The organism is Clostridium aciditolerans (assembly GCF_016316925.1).
In the GTDB taxonomy this organism is placed as follows: domain Bacteria; phylum Bacillota; class Clostridia; order Clostridiales; family Clostridiaceae; genus Clostridium_AM; species Clostridium_AM aciditolerans.
Genome location: NZ_JAEEGB010000004.1, coordinates 110,405 through 129,473, shown reverse-complemented (window position 1 = coordinate 129,473; position 19,069 = coordinate 110,405). Strand labels below are relative to the sequence as shown.

Annotated in this window: 16 protein-coding genes and 2 pseudogenes; 1 reads left to right on the top strand and 17 read right to left on the bottom strand. The window is 30.4% G+C overall.

The genetic code is table 11. The features are described 5' to 3' along the window. Positions 1–6: 6 nt before the first annotated feature. From I6U51_RS03325 to I6U51_RS03310, 4 genes are all read right to left on the bottom strand, one after another. On the bottom strand, positions 7–894 hold the full coding sequence (locus I6U51_RS03325; RefSeq protein WP_211141175.1) for a PH domain-containing protein: 888 nt from the start codon (positions 892–894) through the stop codon (positions 7–9). Positions 895–1,009: 115 nt separating this feature from the next. Beyond that, positions 1,010–2,095: an RNA polymerase sigma factor RpoD gene (gene rpoD, locus I6U51_RS03320; RefSeq protein ID WP_211141174.1), complete on the bottom strand. Its 1,086-nt coding sequence runs from the start codon at positions 2,093–2,095 to the stop codon at positions 1,010–1,012. Further along, positions 2,095–3,864, bottom strand: coding sequence for a DNA primase (dnaG, locus tag I6U51_RS03315; protein ID WP_211141173.1), 1,770 nt, complete (start codon positions 3,862–3,864; stop codon positions 2,095–2,097). Before dnaG ends, rpoD begins: the two co-directional genes overlap by 1 nt. Before the next feature lie 488 nt (positions 3,865–4,352). Then, positions 4,353–5,381 carry a deoxyguanosinetriphosphate triphosphohydrolase gene (locus I6U51_RS03310; RefSeq protein WP_211141172.1) on the bottom strand — a complete coding sequence of 343 codons (1,029 nt, stop codon included), beginning with the start codon at positions 5,379–5,381 and terminating at the stop codon, positions 4,353–4,355. Positions 5,382–5,504: 123 nt separating this feature from the next. Here I6U51_RS03310 and I6U51_RS03305 point away from each other — a divergent pair, with 123 nt between their 5' ends. Continuing rightward, positions 5,505–6,572, top strand: a complete 1,068-nt coding sequence (locus I6U51_RS03305; RefSeq protein ID WP_211141171.1) for a CotS family spore coat protein — start codon at positions 5,505–5,507, stop codon at positions 6,570–6,572. A 127-nt stretch (positions 6,573–6,699) separates the two neighbouring features. On the opposite strand, the gene ppdK is transcribed toward I6U51_RS03305, so the two are convergent. The 13 genes and pseudogenes from ppdK to rpsU form a co-directional block, all read right to left on the bottom strand. Further along, positions 6,700–9,333 (bottom strand): pyruvate, phosphate dikinase, encoded by a 2,634-nt coding sequence (gene ppdK / locus I6U51_RS03300; RefSeq protein ID WP_211141170.1) that lies wholly within the window; start codon positions 9,331–9,333, stop codon positions 6,700–6,702. Positions 9,334–9,406: 73 nt separating this feature from the next. Beyond that, positions 9,407–10,048, bottom strand: a complete 642-nt coding sequence (gene ccpN / locus I6U51_RS03295; protein ID WP_211141169.1) for a transcriptional regulator CcpN — start codon at positions 10,046–10,048, stop codon at positions 9,407–9,409. 463 nt (positions 10,049–10,511) lie between these two features. Next, positions 10,512–11,171 carry a DUF4342 domain-containing protein gene (locus I6U51_RS03290; RefSeq protein ID WP_211141168.1) on the bottom strand — a complete coding sequence of 220 codons (660 nt, stop codon included), beginning with the start codon at positions 11,169–11,171 and terminating at the stop codon, positions 10,512–10,514. A gap of 34 nt (positions 11,172–11,205) precedes the next feature. Beyond that, positions 11,206–11,979 (bottom strand): DNA repair protein RecO, encoded by a 774-nt coding sequence (gene recO / locus I6U51_RS03285; protein WP_211141167.1) that lies wholly within the window; start codon positions 11,977–11,979, stop codon positions 11,206–11,208. A 66-nt stretch (positions 11,980–12,045) separates the two neighbouring features. Further along, positions 12,046–12,927: a GTPase Era gene (era, locus tag I6U51_RS03280; RefSeq protein ID WP_211141166.1), complete on the bottom strand. Its 882-nt coding sequence runs from the start codon at positions 12,925–12,927 to the stop codon at positions 12,046–12,048. An 11-nt stretch (positions 12,928–12,938) separates the two neighbouring features. Then, positions 12,939–13,082, bottom strand: a pseudogene (locus tag I6U51_RS24640) (cytidine deaminase); the annotation flags it as partial. A gap of 264 nt (positions 13,083–13,346) precedes the next feature. After that, the gene (locus I6U51_RS03275) at positions 13,347–14,045 is read right to left on the bottom strand and encodes a diacylglycerol kinase (RefSeq protein WP_211141165.1); all 699 of its coding nucleotides are present in this window, start codon (positions 14,043–14,045) and stop codon (positions 13,347–13,349) included. Positions 14,046–14,100: 55 nt separating this feature from the next. After that, a complete protein-coding gene (gene ybeY, locus I6U51_RS03270; RefSeq protein ID WP_211141164.1) occupies positions 14,101–14,601 on the bottom strand; it encodes an rRNA maturation RNase YbeY in 501 nt (166 codons plus the stop codon). A gap of 15 nt (positions 14,602–14,616) precedes the next feature. After that, entirely contained in the window at positions 14,617–16,698 is a 2,082-nt protein-coding gene (locus I6U51_RS03265) for an HD family phosphohydrolase (RefSeq protein WP_211141163.1), read from the bottom strand. A gap of 31 nt (positions 16,699–16,729) precedes the next feature. Beyond that, positions 16,730–17,914 (bottom strand): sporulation protein YqfD, encoded by a 1,185-nt coding sequence (gene yqfD / locus I6U51_RS03260; RefSeq protein ID WP_246517052.1) that lies wholly within the window; start codon positions 17,912–17,914, stop codon positions 16,730–16,732. Beyond that, positions 17,907–18,191, bottom strand: coding sequence for a sporulation protein YqfC (yqfC, locus tag I6U51_RS03255; protein ID WP_211141161.1), 285 nt, complete (start codon positions 18,189–18,191; stop codon positions 17,907–17,909). Before yqfC ends, yqfD begins: the two co-directional genes overlap by 8 nt. A gap of 91 nt (positions 18,192–18,282) precedes the next feature. Then, positions 18,283–18,728: pseudogene (locus I6U51_RS03250) on the bottom strand (GatB/YqeY domain-containing protein). 28 nt (positions 18,729–18,756) lie between these two features. After that, positions 18,757–18,933: a 30S ribosomal protein S21 gene (rpsU, locus tag I6U51_RS03245; protein WP_066618478.1), complete on the bottom strand. Its 177-nt coding sequence runs from the start codon at positions 18,931–18,933 to the stop codon at positions 18,757–18,759. Positions 18,934–19,069 lie beyond the last annotated feature (136 nt).

Here is a 19,069-nt window from a genome sequence, read left to right as displayed (position 1 = left end):
TTCCAATTATCTAAAAGTTAATAGTATTCTTACCTGCATGATAAAAAACATCATAGACAAAATTAATGGTATATAAATGAACTTATATGCAGATTTTCTATCGTATTTTGCACAAAAGTAGGCAGCATAATACATACAGAATAAAATAGCCATATTAAGTATTCCATAAAACATATGTTTAAACGCAAACTGCTTTGCCGTTCCAAACTTAATAGCTACAAATTGAGGGTTAAAATTTAAAGGCATCATGCTTGGGAGCTTATTATAAAGATACAATATTATAGGTGTTACTGTTATTATAGTTACAATTATAGCTACTATAACAAAAGGAACAAAAAATTTTTTATCCTTATAAAGATTAACATTCTTATTTATTTTATAATTCCAAATTAATTGATTAATGCATTTTTCATTTAATTGTTCTTCGAATTTATCGAAGTTTTCAGGAGACAAACCATAGTTTATATCCTCTGTTCTTAAGTAAAGTATGTTTTTTGTAGAGGTTACAAACATATAAGTGCTTCCTATCTTATCTATTATGGATCTTCCTATAGCAAACTTGCTATTGCCATATCCAGATAGTCTTACACCTTTTATATATCCATTAGCTTTTTGATATCCTTGTATTTCACTAAAAGGTATAACTATGTTTTTTAATCCTAAAGCACTGTTAACATATATGTTTTGATTATCTATAGAATATGTTAAAGAACAGCTGATGATCATATAATAAAGTTGGTATATATTAAAAACAATCATAGTTATTTTAATCAGTGTTGAAATTTCATAATAGCCTACCATATATAAGATTATAGTTAAAAGAATATCATATGCTGCAGTTATTCCTAGTATAGAATATACACCTGAACCTTTAACTGATTTATAAGTTTTCACATCATCACCTTCCTTTATACATTATAACATAACTACCATTTAATATTAAGGCATCTTCAAAAATAACTAATTAGTATAATAGTGTATATAAAAAAAGCACCATAATCTGGTGCCTTTAGTCTAAATAATCCTTTAATTTTTTGCTTCTGCTTGGATGTCTAAGCTTCCTTAAAGCTTTAGCTTCTATCTGTCTTATTCTTTCTCTTGTAACATTAAACTCTTTACCTACTTCTTCAAGAGTTCTAGCTCTTCCATCATCTAATCCGAATCTTAATCTTAGTACTTTTTCTTCTCTTGGTGTTAATGTATCTAAAACGTTTATAAGTTGCTCTTTGAGCATAGTGAAGGCTGCTGCTTCTGCTGGTGCTGGTGCTTCATCATCTGGGATAAAGTCTCCTAAATGACTATCTTCTTCTTCTCCTATTGGTGTCTCTAAGGATACAGGCTCTTGAGCTATTTTCATTATTTCTCTTACCTTATCAACTGGCATTTCCATAATTTTTGCTACTTCTTCAGGTTGTGGCTCTCTTCCAAGTTCTTGTAAAAGCTGTCTTGATACTCTTATTAATTTATTAATAGTTTCAACCATATGAACAGGTATTCTTATAGTTCTTGCCTGATCTGCTATTGCTCTAGTGATTGCCTGTCTAATCCACCATGTAGCATAAGTACTGAACTTGAACCCTTTTCTATAATCAAACTTCTCAACAGCTTTTATAAGGCCTAGATTTCCTTCTTGAATAAGATCAAGGAAGAGCATCCCCCTGCCTACATATCTTTTAGCTATGCTTACAACAAGTCTTAGATTTGCTTCAGCTAGTTTCTTTTTAGCAGCTTGATCTCCAGCTTCTATTCTATTTGCTAGCTCAATTTCTTCCTCTGAAGAAAGTAGAGGTACTTTACCTATTTCCTTTAAGTACATTCTAACAGGGTCATCAATTGCAATACCTTCAGGAATTGATAAATCTAGATCTTTTTCATCTACTTCTGCACCCTGCATATCTCCTATAACTTCAATTCCCATTGATTCAAGTACTTCATATATCTTTTCTATTTGTTCAGGACTTAAATCAATTTCGTCTAATTCATCCATTATTTCTTTATAAGTTAAAGTGCCAGTTTTTTTACCTTTTTCTATTAGCTTTTTAACTATCTGCATCTTTGCACTTTTATCTTTCATGATTTTGCCTCCTTCAGCCATTACTGTATCCCACCAATCTTTTTTTGTATTTCAATTAGTTCGTGTGCCAACTTTAGCGATTCCTCAAGCTTTCCCTCTGATTCATAACGCTTTATTTTATTAATTAGCTCTTTTTTTGCTTCTTCAAATTTATATTTTTGGATTCCCTTTATAAAATCTTTTATCATATTTTCATAATCATATTCGTCATATACTAAATTAGTTTCTAAAATATTTACCCATTCTTTTGAAGTATCTATATCATCACATCTTGACTCTATGCGTTTTTCTCTTTCATTTTCATCAAATTGCATGTTTTCAACAATATAGTCAAATATTTTTCTGTGACTATCCATTATTAATTCATCTTTTTTTATAGTGCTTAATGCATATTCTAAAGCATTGTTGTCATTTACCATGAGCTTTAATAGACCTCTCTCAGCCTTTAGATATGCCGGCTCTAAATATAATTTTTGTCCAAAAATGTTATCTGTATTCATATTTTCAGAATTTTTTACATTTTTTTGAATTTTATTGTTCATTATGTCATATAAAGCCTGATCTCTAATTTTAGTTTCTTCGGATAATCTTTTTATATAGACCTCTTTTTCTAAAGGATCCAACTCTTCTAGCATTTCTAATGTTTTTTCTGCATATTTTACAATATCATCAGAATCACTTAAATTCAGTTCATTTTTAAGTACATTTATTCTATAGTCAATAAGCGGGAGAGCCTCCTGTATAAGTTTTAAGAATGCTTCCTTTCCATTATTTCTTATAAATTCATCTGGATCTTTACCCTGTGGAACAATTAAAACTCTCACATCTAATCCCGCTTTTTTTAATATTTCTAATCCCCTCAAAGTGGCCATCTGACCTGCACTATCTGCATCATAGGAAATTATAACTTTATCTGCATATCTTTTCATAAGCTTAGCTTGGTTCATAGTTAAAGCTGTACCAAGAGAAGCTACAGCATTAGTTATACCATGCTGATGAAGAGATATACAATCCATGTACCCCTCTACTATTATAAACATCCTTGAATTATTGTTTTTAATTGCAAAATTTAGTCCGTAAAGATTTATACCCTTTTTAAATAATGATGTTTCAGGTGAGTTTAGGTATTTAGGTTTAGAATCGTCTAAAACTCTTCCACCAAAGCCAATAACCTTACCTTTATAATTAAAGACAGGAAATATAATTCTATTTCTAAACCTATCATAATAGGAACCTTTTTGACTTTTGATTACAAGCCCTGCAGTTAGCATATCTAATTCAGTATATCTCTTAGCTTTCAAATGTCTTATTAATCCATCCCATCTATCAATTGAATATCCTAACCCAAATTTTCTTATTGTAGCCTCAGTTATTCCCCTGTTGATTAAATATTTTTTTGCAGTGTCGTCTTTCTGTAGACAATTAAAAAAATATCTAGCAGATTCTACATTTAATGTATATAACTTTTCAAAGTTATTGTTCTTGTTATCATTATCATGATCTAACTCTAAATCTATATTTACTCTATCAGCCAGCAATTTAACTGCTTCTGGAAAATTTAAATTCTTAGTTTTCATAACAAATGTTATAACATTCCCAGCTTCACCACATCCAAAACATTTGTAGATCTGTTTATCTACTGAAACACTAAAGGATGGTGTTTTTTCGTGATGGAATGGGCATAGTCCTGAATAATTTCTTCCTGCCCTTTTTAACTTTACAGTTTCTGATATAACATCTACTATATCATTTTCCTCTTTAACTCTTTGAATGACATCTTCCGATATCAATAAATACTCCCACCTATCTTAATAATTTAAATGAAACTCCTTCTCCTTTCGTCGAATGAGTACTCACTGAGTAAGTGACTCACTCCAAATCAGAGATTTGGGTTCGCTACTTGACCGATCATCTCAAAATCAGCACTCTGTGTAAGCGATCATCTCAAAATCATAGATTTTGGATGCCTGCTTAAGATTTTGGATGCCTGCTTAATTATACCCGGATTAATTATATTCGACACAAATCACGACATTCCTCCTAATAATATTAATTTTTTTTCTTCTAATCTACTATATATATTCTTTATATATAGTAAATATCCTTCAAAAACAATATTATTAATAAACAAATTTTGCGATAGCATCTATATCTATTTAATTTTATACTAGACAACTTATTATACTATTTCATTATTAGACTAATCAAATGGATAATTTTAAATAATTAACTTCTTTTGACTTTTGTTATTTTACCCATTTAATACTAGAAATTATTCCTAATACACAACAATTTTAGGAACATATATGTTATTAAATAAAAGTAAACAGTAATCATCACTCATACCAGATATATAATCTGCGACACCTCTATATAATCCTTCTTTTTCAACAATATCTATGTAAAATTCAGGCATTTTATCTGGATTCTTTAGAAAATAATTAAAAACTTGCTCTAACACAAATTTTGCCTTATCCCTCTCTGTCTTAAGAACAGTACCCATGTAAACTTTTTGAAACATAAAAGTTCTAAGCTCTGATAAAATTTTACCCATTTCATCACTTAGCGAAACTTTGATTACACCTTTGCTTATATTGTCTATAGTTGTATATATACAATCCTTAACCAGTATATCTATCCTTTGTCCATGAGTATTTCCTAGTACTTTTATTAAATTTAATGGAAGTTCTTCTTCACTTAAGAGTCCTGCCCTTATAGAATCGTCTATATCATGATTCACATAGGCTATTTTGTCACTATATCTGACCACTTGCCCTTCTAATGTATGTGCCTTTGAATCGGAATTAGAAAAACCGCTATGATATAGTATTCCATCCAATACTTCTTCAGTAAGATTTAACCCTTTTCCCTGCCTCTCTATTCTTGTTAAAACTCTTATACTATTTTCATTATGTCTAAATCCACCTGGTAAAAGTTTGTCCAAGACTTCTTCCCCATTATGAGCAAAAGCTACATGCCCAATATCATGACCTAAAGCAATAGCTTCAATTAAATCCTCATTTAACCCAATTCCTTTTCCTATAGTTTTAGCTATTTGAGATACTTCAAGAGTATGAGTAAGTCTTGTTCTATAGTGGTCTCCCCAGGTTTTTATATATACTTGTGTCTTATGTTTAAGTCTCCTAAAAGATTTACTATGTATAATTCTATCTCTGTCAACCATGAATGAGGTTCTAAGCTCATCCTTGTTTTCTTCAAATTTTCTTCTCTTTGAATTAGAAGAGAATGCTGCTTCTGGAATTAATATAAGTTTTTCGTTTTTTTCTATTCTCTCTCTTAAAATCATATAAATCACCTAAATAAATTATTCTATATATATATTTAAAACTCCTTTTTTTTAATGAAAATGTATATTGTAAGGATTTTCTTAATATTATTATAAAGAAATAGCTTTTAAGGAGTGTTAATAATGCCTTATGCGGCTAAAAAATATAATTTAGATTTATTATCTGAAGAAAACGTAAAAAAATACGTACTTCCACACTATAATCTTAATGAAGCAGAAATATCAAGAATAAAATTCAAGGATACAGACAAGCAAAGGGCAGTATACAAAATAAGCTATAATAATGAAAATTACTGCTTGAAAAAGGTTTACTTTTCAAAAGAGGAGCTACTTTTTGTTTATTCTGCAATAGAGTGGCTATTTAGAAATAATATTAAAGTACCTAAGATACTTGCTACAAATACAAATGACAGATTTGTTAACTATAATAATATGTTATTTATACTCACTCCATGGATAGAAGGTGAAAAATGTAATTATGATATTAGAGAACATATTCTCTTATCCATAAATAATCTTGCTCACATGCATAAGTCATGTGGAAAATTTACACCTATAGAAGGAAGCACTATAAGAAGAAGCTTTGATAGTATAAATATTTCAATAAGCAAGCATTTTCACCAACTGTTATCTTGCTCTAATTTAGCATTTAAGTATGGAGACAAGTTTTCAAAACTATTTTTACAAAACTTTGAAAACAATCTATTTTTAGCAGAAATAGCTGCGCAGGTATCATCAACTATAAATAATAATAATCTAAGTAAATCATTATGCCACTTAGATTATGTAAATAAAAATATAATATTTGATGATAAAAAAAATACCTGGGTAATTGATTTCGATAAATGCAGCACTGATTATTGCACTCACGATATATCTTATTTTTTAAGAAGACTTTTAAAAAGAGATAGCACTAACTGGGATTTGGACCTTACTTTAAACTGCATAGATATTTACGAAAAAACTTGTCCTCTCACTTTAGATGAATACAAATATATTCTAGCATACTTGTCCTTCCCTCAAAAGTTTTGGAAAATATCAAAAGACTACTACAATAATATAAAAAAATGTAATCACAACTCTTTCTTCTATTTATTAAAAAAGACAGTACAAAGAGATAAAGAGCACTTAAATTTTGTTATAGATTTTGGTAAACACATAGAAAATAAGTTTAATACAAGAATAACATAAACAAGCTTCTAAGCTTCAGGTGGGTTTTAAATGTCTAAATAATATTTAATTTCCACCTAAAGCTTAGAAACCGTTATTCAGATGAAATAAATTAAAACCCCTGAAATTTCAGGGGTTTTAATTTATACTATTTTCTTGGACTCTTAACTTGAGCTTGTGCTGCTGCAAGTCTTGCTACTGGAACTCTAAATGGTGAACATGATACATAGTCTAATCCTACATTGTGGCAGAATTCAACTGAAGATGGATCTCCACCATGCTCTCCACATATTCCAAGATGGATATCTGGTCTTGCTTTTCTTCCAAGCTCTGCAGCCATTTTAACAAGTTTACCTACTCCAACTTGGTCTAGTTTAGCAAATGGGTCAGATTCATATATTTTCTTATCATAGTAATCCTTTAGGAATTTGCCAGCATCATCCCTTGAGAATCCAAATGTCATTTGGGTTAAGTCATTTGTTCCAAAAGAGAAGAATTCTGCCTCCTTTGCAATTTCATCTGCAGTAAGAGCTGCTCTTGGTATTTCTATCATAGTGCCTACTAGATACTTCATATTAATGCCTGATTTAGCTATGATCTCATCAGCTATTCTTACAACTATATCTTTTACAAATTTTAATTCCTTTAATTCACCAACAAGCGGTATCATTATTTCTGGAACAATATCATAATCATTTCTCTTCTTAACATCTATAGCAGCCTCTATTATAGCTGTAGTCTGCATTTCTGCCATTTCAGGGTAAGATACTGGTAAACGACATCCTCTATGTCCCATCATTGGATTAAATTCATGTAATGACTCTACAGTTGATTTCAAATCTTCAAAGCTTATACCCATCTCTTTAGCTAAATCCCTTATATCTTCATCTTCGTGAGGTAGGAATTCATGAAGTGGTGGGTCTAAAAGTCTAATAGTCACTGGTCTATCTTCCATAGCCTCATATATACCAATAAAGTCTTCTCTTTGCATTGGCAACAATTTATCTAAAGCTTTTCTTCTTTGCTCTTCTGTTTTAGATAATATCATTTCTCTAACTGCTGGTATTCTATCTTCATCAAAGAACATATGCTCAGTTCTACAGAGACCTATTCCCTGTGCACCAAATTTAATTGCCTGACTAGCATCTCTTGGTGTATCAGCGTTGGTTCTAACTTTTAATGCTCTAATTTCATCAGCCCATGCCATATATATTCCAAAATATCCGCTTATTTCAGGCTCAACAGTTTTAATTGCTTGACCATATACATTTCCTGTACTGCCATCAAGTGATATATAGTCCCCTTCATGATATACTTTTCCAGCAACCTCAAACATTTTTGCATCTTCATTAATTTTTACATCTCCGCATCCGGCTACACAACATGTTCCCATTCCTCTAGCAACAACCGCTGCATGTGATGTCATTCCACCTCTTGCGGTAAGTATACCCTCAGCAGCTACCATGCCTTCTATGTCTTCTGGTGAAGTTTCTAATCTTACCAATACTACTTTTTCTCCCTGTTCATGATGCATCTTTGCATCTTCAGCAGTGAAATAAACCTTACCACAAGCAGCTCCTGGTGAAGCTGGTAAACCTTTTGCTATCACTTGAGCATTCTTCATCTCATCTTGGTCAAAATTTGGGTGCAAAAGTGAATCCAATTGTTTAGGATCTACCTTTAACATAGCCTCTTTTTTGGTTATAAGACCTTCTTCAACCATTTCAACAGCTATTTTTAATGCAGCTTGAGCTGTTCTTTTACCATTTCTAGTTTGTAAGAAGTACAATTTACCTTGCTCTATTGTAAACTCCATGTCTTGCATGTCTTTATAATGATTTTCTAATCTATTTGCTATATCCATAAACTGTTCATAGCAATCTGGTAAATCTTCATGTAATTTTGTTATTGGTTGAGGAGTTCTGATTCCAGCAACTACATCTTCCCCTTGAGCATTTATTAGATACTCTCCAAATATTAGTTTTTCTCCTGTAGCGGGATTTCTTGTAAATGCAACTCCAGTTCCTGATGTTTCTCCCATATTACCAAATACCATCGATTGGACATTTACAGCTGTGCCCCAATCACTTGGTATGTCATTTAACCTTCTGTAAACTATAGCTCTTGGATTATCCCAAGATCTAAAAACAGCTGTTACAGCTTCTAGTAATTGTTCTTTTGGTTCCTGTGGAAATTCTTTTCCCATTTCTTTTTCATATAAAGCCTTATATTTTTTAACTACATCTTTTAAATCTGATGCACTTAAATCTGTATCAAATTTTGCTCCTTTTGATTCCTTTACTTCATCTAATATGTCTTCAAATCTTCTTTTTTCGATTCCCATAACAACATCTGAGAACATTTGTATAAATCTCCTGTAAGAGTCATATGCGAATCTTTCATTATTAGTAAGCTTTAATAAGCCTTCTACAGTTTCGTCATTTAATCCTAAATTTAATATTGTATCCATCATGCCAGGCATAGAAGCTCTTGCTCCTGATCTTACAGATACAAGTAAAGGATTTTCTATATTACCAAATTTCTTTCCAGTTAACTTTTCTATATTAGACAATGAAGCATAAATTTGCTCTACAATATCATTAGATAATTTTTTACCATCTTCATAATATTTAGTGCATGCTTCTGTGGATACTGTAAATCCTTGCGGAACAGGTATCCCTAAATTTGTCATTTCTGCAAGGTTAGCCCCTTTTCCTCCAAGCAAGTTCTTCATGCTTGCATTCCCTTCGTTAAAAAGGTATACATATTTTTTACTAGCCATAAAGTAACATCCCCTCTTTAAAATATTTTTCAGTGTTTTGTATATAGTAACGGATTTTTACCCGTTATTTGAATTAGCTATTTTCTCCCATTTTTACAAACAACCTTGTAATATTAGTTTTAGAAACTTTTCCTACAATTTTTATAGATTCCTTTGTACCTATATATGCTTTTTCTACAACTGGAAGGCTATCTACTTCATGCTCCATAATTTTTAGAGCAGCTAAGTATGCAGCATCTTCTTTCTCAACAAAAACTATGTTAGGCATTCTTGTCATTATTATACCTACTGGTACTTTATGAATATCTGTACCACCCATAGCTATCTTTAAAAAGTCCTTTCTCGATACGGCTCCAATAAGTAATCCATTATTTTCAATAAACAATGTACCCACATCATTTAAAAATAAATGTACTATAGCGTCATATACAGTTGTATTTTCATCAACTACTACTGGCTTTGACATTATATCCTTTACCTTAATAGTTCGAATATAATCGTAGATTAAGCTATGAGAGGGCCTTTGGGAATATACATAACCTACCTTTGGCTTTGCTTCTAAAATACCTGTCATAGTGAGAATTGCCAAATCTGGTCTTAACGCAGCCCTTGTTACACTAAGTTTAGATGCAAGCTGTTCGCTTGTAATAGGCTCTGTTTCTTTAACTAACTTTATTATTTGTTCTTGCCTCGGTGATAATTTAATAATACTCACCCTCCCTCTTAATAAATAGCCTAAGGGATTTTTCCAAAGTAAAATAGTCTCCCTTAATCAGCTACACTTTTGTTGATATACTATATATTCGCTTAAGGCTAATTATAACACACATTTAAGCAAATAGTATAGCACTTTTAAAAAATTAGTTCTTTTTTTGAAATTTTTTTAAATGCATTATGTAATTTTCTGAAAAATATTTTATAGCGGCTAACCCTTGTAATTAATAATTATATATTAATTATATATTATAACATTATCACTAAATAGTATTTTTATTTATAAAATTTAAATTTTTTTTACACTATAAAAAGTCAGCAATAGAAATATTGTTAGCTGACTTTTTAATATGTTTTCTTCATTAGTATGTTATTTATTTTTATTTAAATTTTCTTAGATTTATTCATGATTAATTTACATTTTTTTGTTGAAATTATTATTAAACTTAAAATTAACAACTATCCTATATTTCATCATTTGTATTTTTTGCATTTTCAGTATTTGTATCTTCATTAGTCATAGTTCCATAGGTTACAGTTCCATAAGTTTTGCTTCCATCTTCTATATCTTCAAATTTTACTGTGTATTGATAAGTGTTTTCCTCTTTATTCTTATCCTTATTCTCATCTTTATGTGTGAATTTCTCTTTCACTGAGGATGCTGCATCAACTACTTTTTCTTTTACATCTTTCATTGTGTCTTTCACACTGGTTTTTATAATTTTGTTTACAACCTCTACAGTTCCATCATCTTTAGTTATTTCTATTGTTACCTTTGTAACTACAGCTGTCAAAATTCCAATAGCTATAAGTGGTGGCCAAACTAAAACTGTTAAAGTTGCAGCGATTCCCGCATTTACTGGTATATCAACAATAACTTTATCATCTTTTTTAATTTTTACTCTATTAACATTACCCTTTTTAACTAAGTCTTTTAACCAATCTAAGAATTCATCTTTCGTAGTATAAATATTGTCCATAGTTGTTTTTTTGCTTTGTTCAATATATATTAATGCATCAACTACGTTGCCTTGAGAAGCTTCCAAAGCCTCTTTAGCTTCTGTATAGCTAACCCCAGTTCTTTCTCTTATAATATCAATTTTCTCCAAAGTAATTTCACTCATTTTCTTCACTCCTTTTTATTTAGTTTACTTAAAACTACTCTTGGTTATTCTGAAAGTTTAATAGATAGTTAAGAGTTTCTAAACTTTTTGGTTTTCTAAAATAGTTTTGAGATATAACTAAAGATAATATATTATACATTTCTTGCTTTATCTCTTTTGACAATGAAACCCTATAAACATTTTCTAATGATATTCTAGATAGATATTTTAGTGCATTATAGGTGCCTTGCTTCACGTATATACCATTAAATCTTTCGCACTCTGAACAAACCCCTCCAGAATACTGCAAACTTATATAATTGCAGTGATTTAATTTTTTTCTACACATACAACAACTTTCTAAATTAAATCCATATCCAGTAGCCTCTAAAACTTTTAGTTCATAGGCTCTTGCTAAAGTTTCTATATCTACTGCTTTGTTTTTTATAAGGTAAAAAGCCGTGACTAAATGTCTGAATAACTCTCTATTACTCTCTTCATCTTGCATACATATGTCTATAAGCTCACAAAAATATGAAGCATATGTTAAAGTATCTAAATCATTAAGCAAATCTTGAAAAGAGTCTATTATTACACTTTCATTTATTGTATAAAGGCTTTTTCCTTTATAAACCACATAATCACCGTAACAGAATTGCAAAGTAGTTGTAAATAAATTATTTCTACTTTTTTTTGATCCTTTTGCAACGGTGGATATTTTCCCTAATTTTTCACTGAAAAGCCAAACTAGTTTATCTGACTCTTTTATATCTTGTGTTTTAATAACTACAGCTCTAGTTTTAAATATAGACAGAAAATCATCCCCCAAATGCTTTATAATTACTTATCTTAAATTATTATTACCAAAAGATAAAATAAACTTTCATGCTTTTCACTACTTATATCCTAGTTCTTTCAGTATGTTCATACTGTCTCTCCATTCCTTCTTTACCTTGACCCATAGTTCTAAATAAACCTTGCTTCCAAGAAACTTTTCAATATCTTGTCTAGCATAGGTAGATATTTTCTTTAGCATTGACCCATTTTTGCCTATAATTATTCCTTTATGAGAGTCCTTTTCACATAATATAGTTGCCTCAATATGATAGATTCCCTTCTCATCCTTTTTCATTGTCATAACATCTACAGCTATACCATGAGGAACTTCCTGTGAAAGAAGTCTTAATGCCTTTTCCCTAATGGTTTCTGCTACAATAAATCTTTCCTGCTGATCTGTAATCATATCTTCAGGATAATATTTTGGACCTTCTGGAATATACTCTACCATCAGTTTTTTTAACTTATCAACATTTTTTCCGTTTAATGCTGATATAGGTATAATCTCTTTAAAATCAAAAACATCAGAATAGTTTTTTAACGTCTCAGCAACTTTTTCCGCAGGGTTTTCATCAATTTTATTTAGAACTAAAAATACAGGTACATTACAGTCTTTTAACTGCTCAAGTATATATAGATCTCCTTTACCAACCTCTTTTTCAGGGTTGGTCAAGAAAAGTATTAAATCAACTTCTTTAATAGAATCCTGAGCAATTTTAACCATGTACTCTCCAAGTTTATGTTTAGGTTTATGGATTCCTGGTGTATCTACAAACACTACCTGAAAATCCTCTTCTGTTAATATTGTTTGTATATTATTTCTAGTAGTCTGTGGTTTACAGGATACTATTGATAATTTTTCTCCCATTATTGTATTCAATAATGTTGATTTTCCTACATTAGGTCTTCCTATAATTGTTACAAATCCAGATTTAAACATATATTCTCTCCTTACTTACCTAAGTCACCTTTAGTAAAAGCTCCTGGCAATACTTCTTCTAATTCTTTTACTATATATTCATTTTTGTTTTTAGCAATTATTATTTTTATATCTTCTGATGCAAATTCAGCTATTACCTGTCTACAAATTTCAGATGTATATGAAACTCCTTCTCCTATCGTCGAATGAGTACTCGCTGAGTAAGCGATTCACTTCAAATCAGGGATTTGAGTTCTCTGCTTAAGCGATCATATCAAAATCACAGATTTTGTATGCCTGCTTAAATTATATTTTTACCTGCTATAAATAATTATATCCTAAGTGGTGTAAATAAATTATAACATTATTTTCATCTATTGCAATATTTTTATTTAACACTATTATACCTGCTTTAAAGCTGCAATTATACTAATAATATCTTACCCAAACACCCTAAATAACAGCGCTGTAATTAGAGTTCCAAAGATTCCACCAGCAATAACTTCTATAATAGAATGGATTTCAGAATCTACTCTACTTTGCGCTACTATTAGTGCAAGCAAATAACTCAAAATCACTACTGTTAGCTGCCCTGTTGTAAGTGCTATAGTAGTAGCAATAGAGAAAGCTATTGCACTATGTCCGCTAGGCATTCCTCCCTTTAGAGGTGTTCCTTCACCAAAAATTGCCTTTATTACTATAGTAGTAATGCATACAATAGCAAGTATAATAAATATTGTATACGGATTTGAACTTTTTATTTTTCTAATTAATATAAAATTTATATATTTTAACTTATCCCAAAATACAATATATCCAACAACTATTGCATTTATAGCAGTTACTAATACGCCTCCTGCTGCCACATTTTTAGCAAGTTTTGCAAGAGGATGATAATAATTAGTGGTGGCATCTACAGCAAATTCTATTGCAGTATTTAAAAGTTCTGCCATAATAACCATTGTTATCGTTATGGTTATCGCTAAAATCTCCATCTTAGTTAAATCGTAAAAAAAGCAGGCAGTTAGAACAACCAGCGCTGCGATCATATGTATTCTCATATTTCTCTGGGTTCTAACTGCATATATTATTCCTTCTATGGCATAATTAAAGCTATCTAATAGTTTTCTAACTTTCATTATCATCACCATCTTAAACTAAATTTGTTGACTAAATATTATAAACTAAAACTTTTTATCTAGTTAGATGAAATTTATTCAATATTTCCTCTTCTCTTTTTCTCATAACATTTTTCTCTTCTTCTTCCATATGATCATATCCAAGTAAGTGTAAAACAGAATGCACTGTAAGATATGCTGCTTCTCTTAAAAATGAATGCCCAAATTCTTTCCTTTGTTCTTCTGCCTTTTCCAGCGATAGAACTATATCTCCTAATATTAAGTTCCCATTGTCCAAATCACTTACGTGAAATTTATGATTTAAATACACATCTTTAAACACAGAGCTTTCAGGATACTCTAGCATTGGGAAAGAAAGAACATCTGTAGCTTTGTCAATATTTCTATTTTCTTTATTTATCTCTCTAATCTCTTCATTATCAACAAATACAACACTTACCTCACAAGGTATGTTAACTTCTTCCTCTTTTAATGCATACTCGATTACTGACTCTATAGTTCCTTCTAATTCTTCAGAAACACAAATTTTATCTTGCCTATTATCTATAAAAATCATTTGTTCGCTCCTCTTTTATATATTACTACTTTTAGCTTTATCCTCTGGGTATTCTATTCTCTGATGGTATATTCCTGTTAGAACTTTTAAAAAGGCATATTTAATTATGTTAATATCTTTTAAGGTTAAATCACAGTTATCCAGCTGCCCCTCATTTAACCTGTCTTTTATAATGTTATTTACCATTTCTTCAATTTTAGACTTAGTAGGCTCACTTATGGACCTTACAGCAGCTTCTACACTATCTGCAAGCATTATAATTCCTGCTTCTTTTGTTTCAGGTTTAGGTCCTGGATATCTAAATTCCTCTTCATTTACATCCTCTGGCTTTTCACTGGAGTTTTTTGCTGTAATATAAAAATACTTAACCAATGTTGTGCCATGATGCTGCTCTATTATATCTCTTATGACTTTAGGAATTTTATATTCTCGAGATAGTTCTACTCCATCTTTAACATGAGATGTTATTATAAGGGTACTTAAATTAGGAGTAATTTTGTCATGTGGATTATCATTACCCAGTTGATTTTCTTTAAAAAAATAAGGTCTCTTTATTTTACCAGCATCATGATAATAAGCAGAAACCCTGGCAAGTACTGGATTTCCACCAACTTCTTCTGCCGCAACCTCTGCAAGATTACCAACTAGAATACTATGGTGATAAGTTCCTGGTGCCTCAATTAGAAGCCTCTTTAGCAGTGGATTATTAGGATTAGATAACTCCAATAACTTTATAGTAGTTACTATATCAAAGGTGCTTTCCAAGAATGGTAGAAACCCTATAGTTAATACACCAGATAATATACTGGCTATGCATGAATACATAGCTCTTTTGGTTACATCCACAACATTATTGCTAAGTAATAATCCTAATGAAAAAGTAAAGATAACATTAATCACTGCTATATATAGACAAGAATATAATATATCATTTCTCTGCTGCATTTTCTTTAAAATTATCGCACCTATCACTGCATTTACTATAGCTAAAGCAGTAATTTCTATATTAAAATTTACCGCGCCACTTATCAGAATACAGTTCAACATGTTTATTGTTAAAGAAATTTTATGATTTACTAAAAGAGTAAAAAGCATTGGTATACAAGCAAGTGGAATCAAAAATGGTGATACCACTGAAAAGGTTCTTGCCAAAAGTATAGATATACAACTTAATACATTTATCATTATGAGTTTATTTGTATTATTATATATACTACTATGATATCTTGATAAATAAAACCATTCTAATCCTATTACTAAAAGTATTACTATACTTAAGCTAATATATATATACCATTGAAAATGAGAGTTATCATTTAAAAGTCCTAAGTCTTTAAGCAATTCTATCTGATACTTTGTTATTGGTTCTCCTTCTTTTATTATTGTTTGATCTTTCTTTATCATAACTGGTGGAACTTTTTTTCGTGCTTCTTCTTTTAGTTCCTCTGTTTTATCTTTGTCATAGAAAAAATTAGGAGATATCTGGGAATAAGCTATAGTTATCACCATATCTCTAAGTGATTTTGAAAGCTTTGAAGAATTTACTGTAAATAATATATTTTCCTTAGCCCTTTTTATATCCTCAAGGTTGTCCTTCTGACTATTATCACTTATATTATTATTTTCGTAAAGCTCAGCCATAGTTGTATTCAGGAAATTTTGCATTGTTTTTAAATCTTCCTTACTTAATTTTACTAAAGTTAAATAGTCTTCATCCGATAAACTAATCTCAGAACTACTTTTCAATGTTTGCGCTTTGTCTTTCTCTTCTCCTGCAGAATCTTTTATTTGAAGTAATTTAGTAAAGAAAGTGTTTATCCTATTTATTACTTCTGTTTTCACTTCTGTTTTTTTGCTATACTGAATTGGTACGGAATCGACAGCTTGCTTAATCCTAGCTTCGGTAGATACTTGATCCTTCACCTCTCTTGGAGCCTTAATATCCACTCTAGCAATGTCGCCTTCTTTTAAGTTGTATCGTTTAGTAACTAAAGTAGTAAACAATACTGAATATATAAAAACAAATGTTAACATAAAGGTCAAAATTCTATTAGCTTTTTCCCTACCAAAAATTCTCCTTAGTGATAGTTTTTTCATCTTAACCACCTTTTATCCTAATAAATTAGTTCTATTGCTGTTTTTGTTCCTGCTGTACATCTTGGTTCTGTTGCTCAGGAATCTTTTCTTCCAAAGCCACATTTTCTTCTGCTACAACTAAGACTCTCACAACATAGGTATCTCCAGCTTCATAGTTTACTATTTTGTCTATAATTTTAACAGACTTATCTAGATTTGCACATATCTTTGAGTAAAGTTCATTTGCAGTATTATCTACAATTTTTTTAGCATCTCCATGTACTGTAGTTTCCTTTACTTCATAATAGATTTCTTTTTTAATAAAAAGTTTGTTATCTTCTATTCTATCATATTTATTGAATTTATTTACAGACTTTTTTAGATATATATTTTTTCCTTTTATATTTAAATATATATTTTCAATTTTATTTCCTGTTCTCTCTCTCTTAACAGTGTCAATTTTTACTTGTTTGATTTCTTCATAAAAGGTTCTACATATTACATCTCCAATAGCATGAACTTGATAAGTTGCACCTTCCTTTCCCTGTTCTCCTTTAACTAATACTTGACCTTTTCTTATCATATCACCTTTTTTTACTACGGGCGTACCTGCTTTAGTGTAAACTCTTATAACTTCACCATCTTTTCTAGCTACTAAATTACAAGGACTACTTTCTGCAATAATATTAGGAGGCGATTGCCTTTCTGCTGCAGAAATTTTTAATTTAGCTCCCTCTACTCTTGCCCTAACCCACATTATATTCTCATTGTTTTTTATAAGTTTTTCTTCTATATCATAAACGTTTATATTTCTTTTATTTATTCCTGGCTTTATACCAAAAGAACTTAGTTGCTGTCTTATTTCATAAGGAGATAAGCTATGATCTACACTTATCTCAATGTTCCAAACAAAGGTAGATAAGTAATATAACATTCCCATAAATAGTATTATACCTAAAACTAGCGCTATTCTTCTTTTAATTTTAATAAGAAAGAATGCAAATCCCCTTCTTTTAATTATTTTAATTTTTGTCTTTGTCTTTTTAGCTATCTCTTCAATTTTATCATAATCTCTTAAATTAACATCCATAATCATAGTAGTAATATTTTCTTTTCTTAAATTTTTTATAGGAACACCATTCTTCCACATAAGGTTAACAAACTTTTCAGGTATTAGGGATTGAATCTCTATAGTAATTATACCATTTTTATATTTTTTAAAGCTAAATTTACTCATTTCCTTCATAAGCAATAGATTTGAATTTTCCTCCTATTGTTATGGTACTTCCGCCCATAAACAATATTTCAAATCTCTCTCCATATATTGATATTAACCCTACCCCTGAATTAATTTTAACCTGATTTTCACCAAAGAGTACAACACCCTTATGATTCTCTATAACTATTTCATTACCACCGGTAACCGTGATTTTAGGCATATTAAGTATTATATCCCTAGGCAAATCTAATTTTTCTGCAATATTTTGCTTTGTACTGTATACTTTGTCCTTCACTTTACCACCCCTAAAAATTCTTTCATACTAATTTATGAAGCATAAATTTAATAAATGACAAAATAAAAAAGGTTGAGAACATCTCAACCTTTTATTTATTCAAATATTGCTTTACAATTTGACTTACAAGTTTACCATCAGCTCTGCCTTTAATATCAGACTTAGCTGAAGCCATAACTTTACCTATGTCTTTTATGCTATTATGTCCCACTTCACTAACTGCCTGTCGAACAATTTCGCAAATTTTCTCTTCGCTTAACTGCTGAGGAAGGTAACTTAACAAGATTTCTTTTTTGGCATTTGCCTTATCAATTAAATCCTGCTTATTTCCCTTTTCAAACTCCAGTATAGCTTCGCGTCTTTGCTTAACTTCTTTTGATATTACTTCATATATCTCTTCATAGTCAAGCTTCTTATCATCAGTTTTTCAACTAATAAAATTGCAGCCTTAGCTATACTTATTGTATCAGCTTTTAATTTGTTTCTGGATTTCAAAGCTTGCTTCCAGTCTTCCTGCAGCTCTTCTTTAAGAGACATTATTTAGTACTTTTTTTCCAAAAGAATTCTATTTAAATTTTCTCTTTCTTGCAGCTTCTGATTTCTTTTTTCTCTTTACGCTTGGCTTCTCATAGTGTTCTCTTTTTCTAACTTCAGAAAGAACACCAGCTCTAGCACATTTTCTCTTGAATCTTCTTAATGCACTTTCTATTGTTTCGTTTTCTCCAACTCTTATTTCTGACATATCTTATCCCTCCCTCCGCTAGCTCAATTTAATTTTAAAAATTAAATGCAGCCTGTGGGTCACATAGCACATTGTTTATTATACAACATTAGTTTAGAAGCTGTCAACAATTTCATTGTATATTTACAATATAACT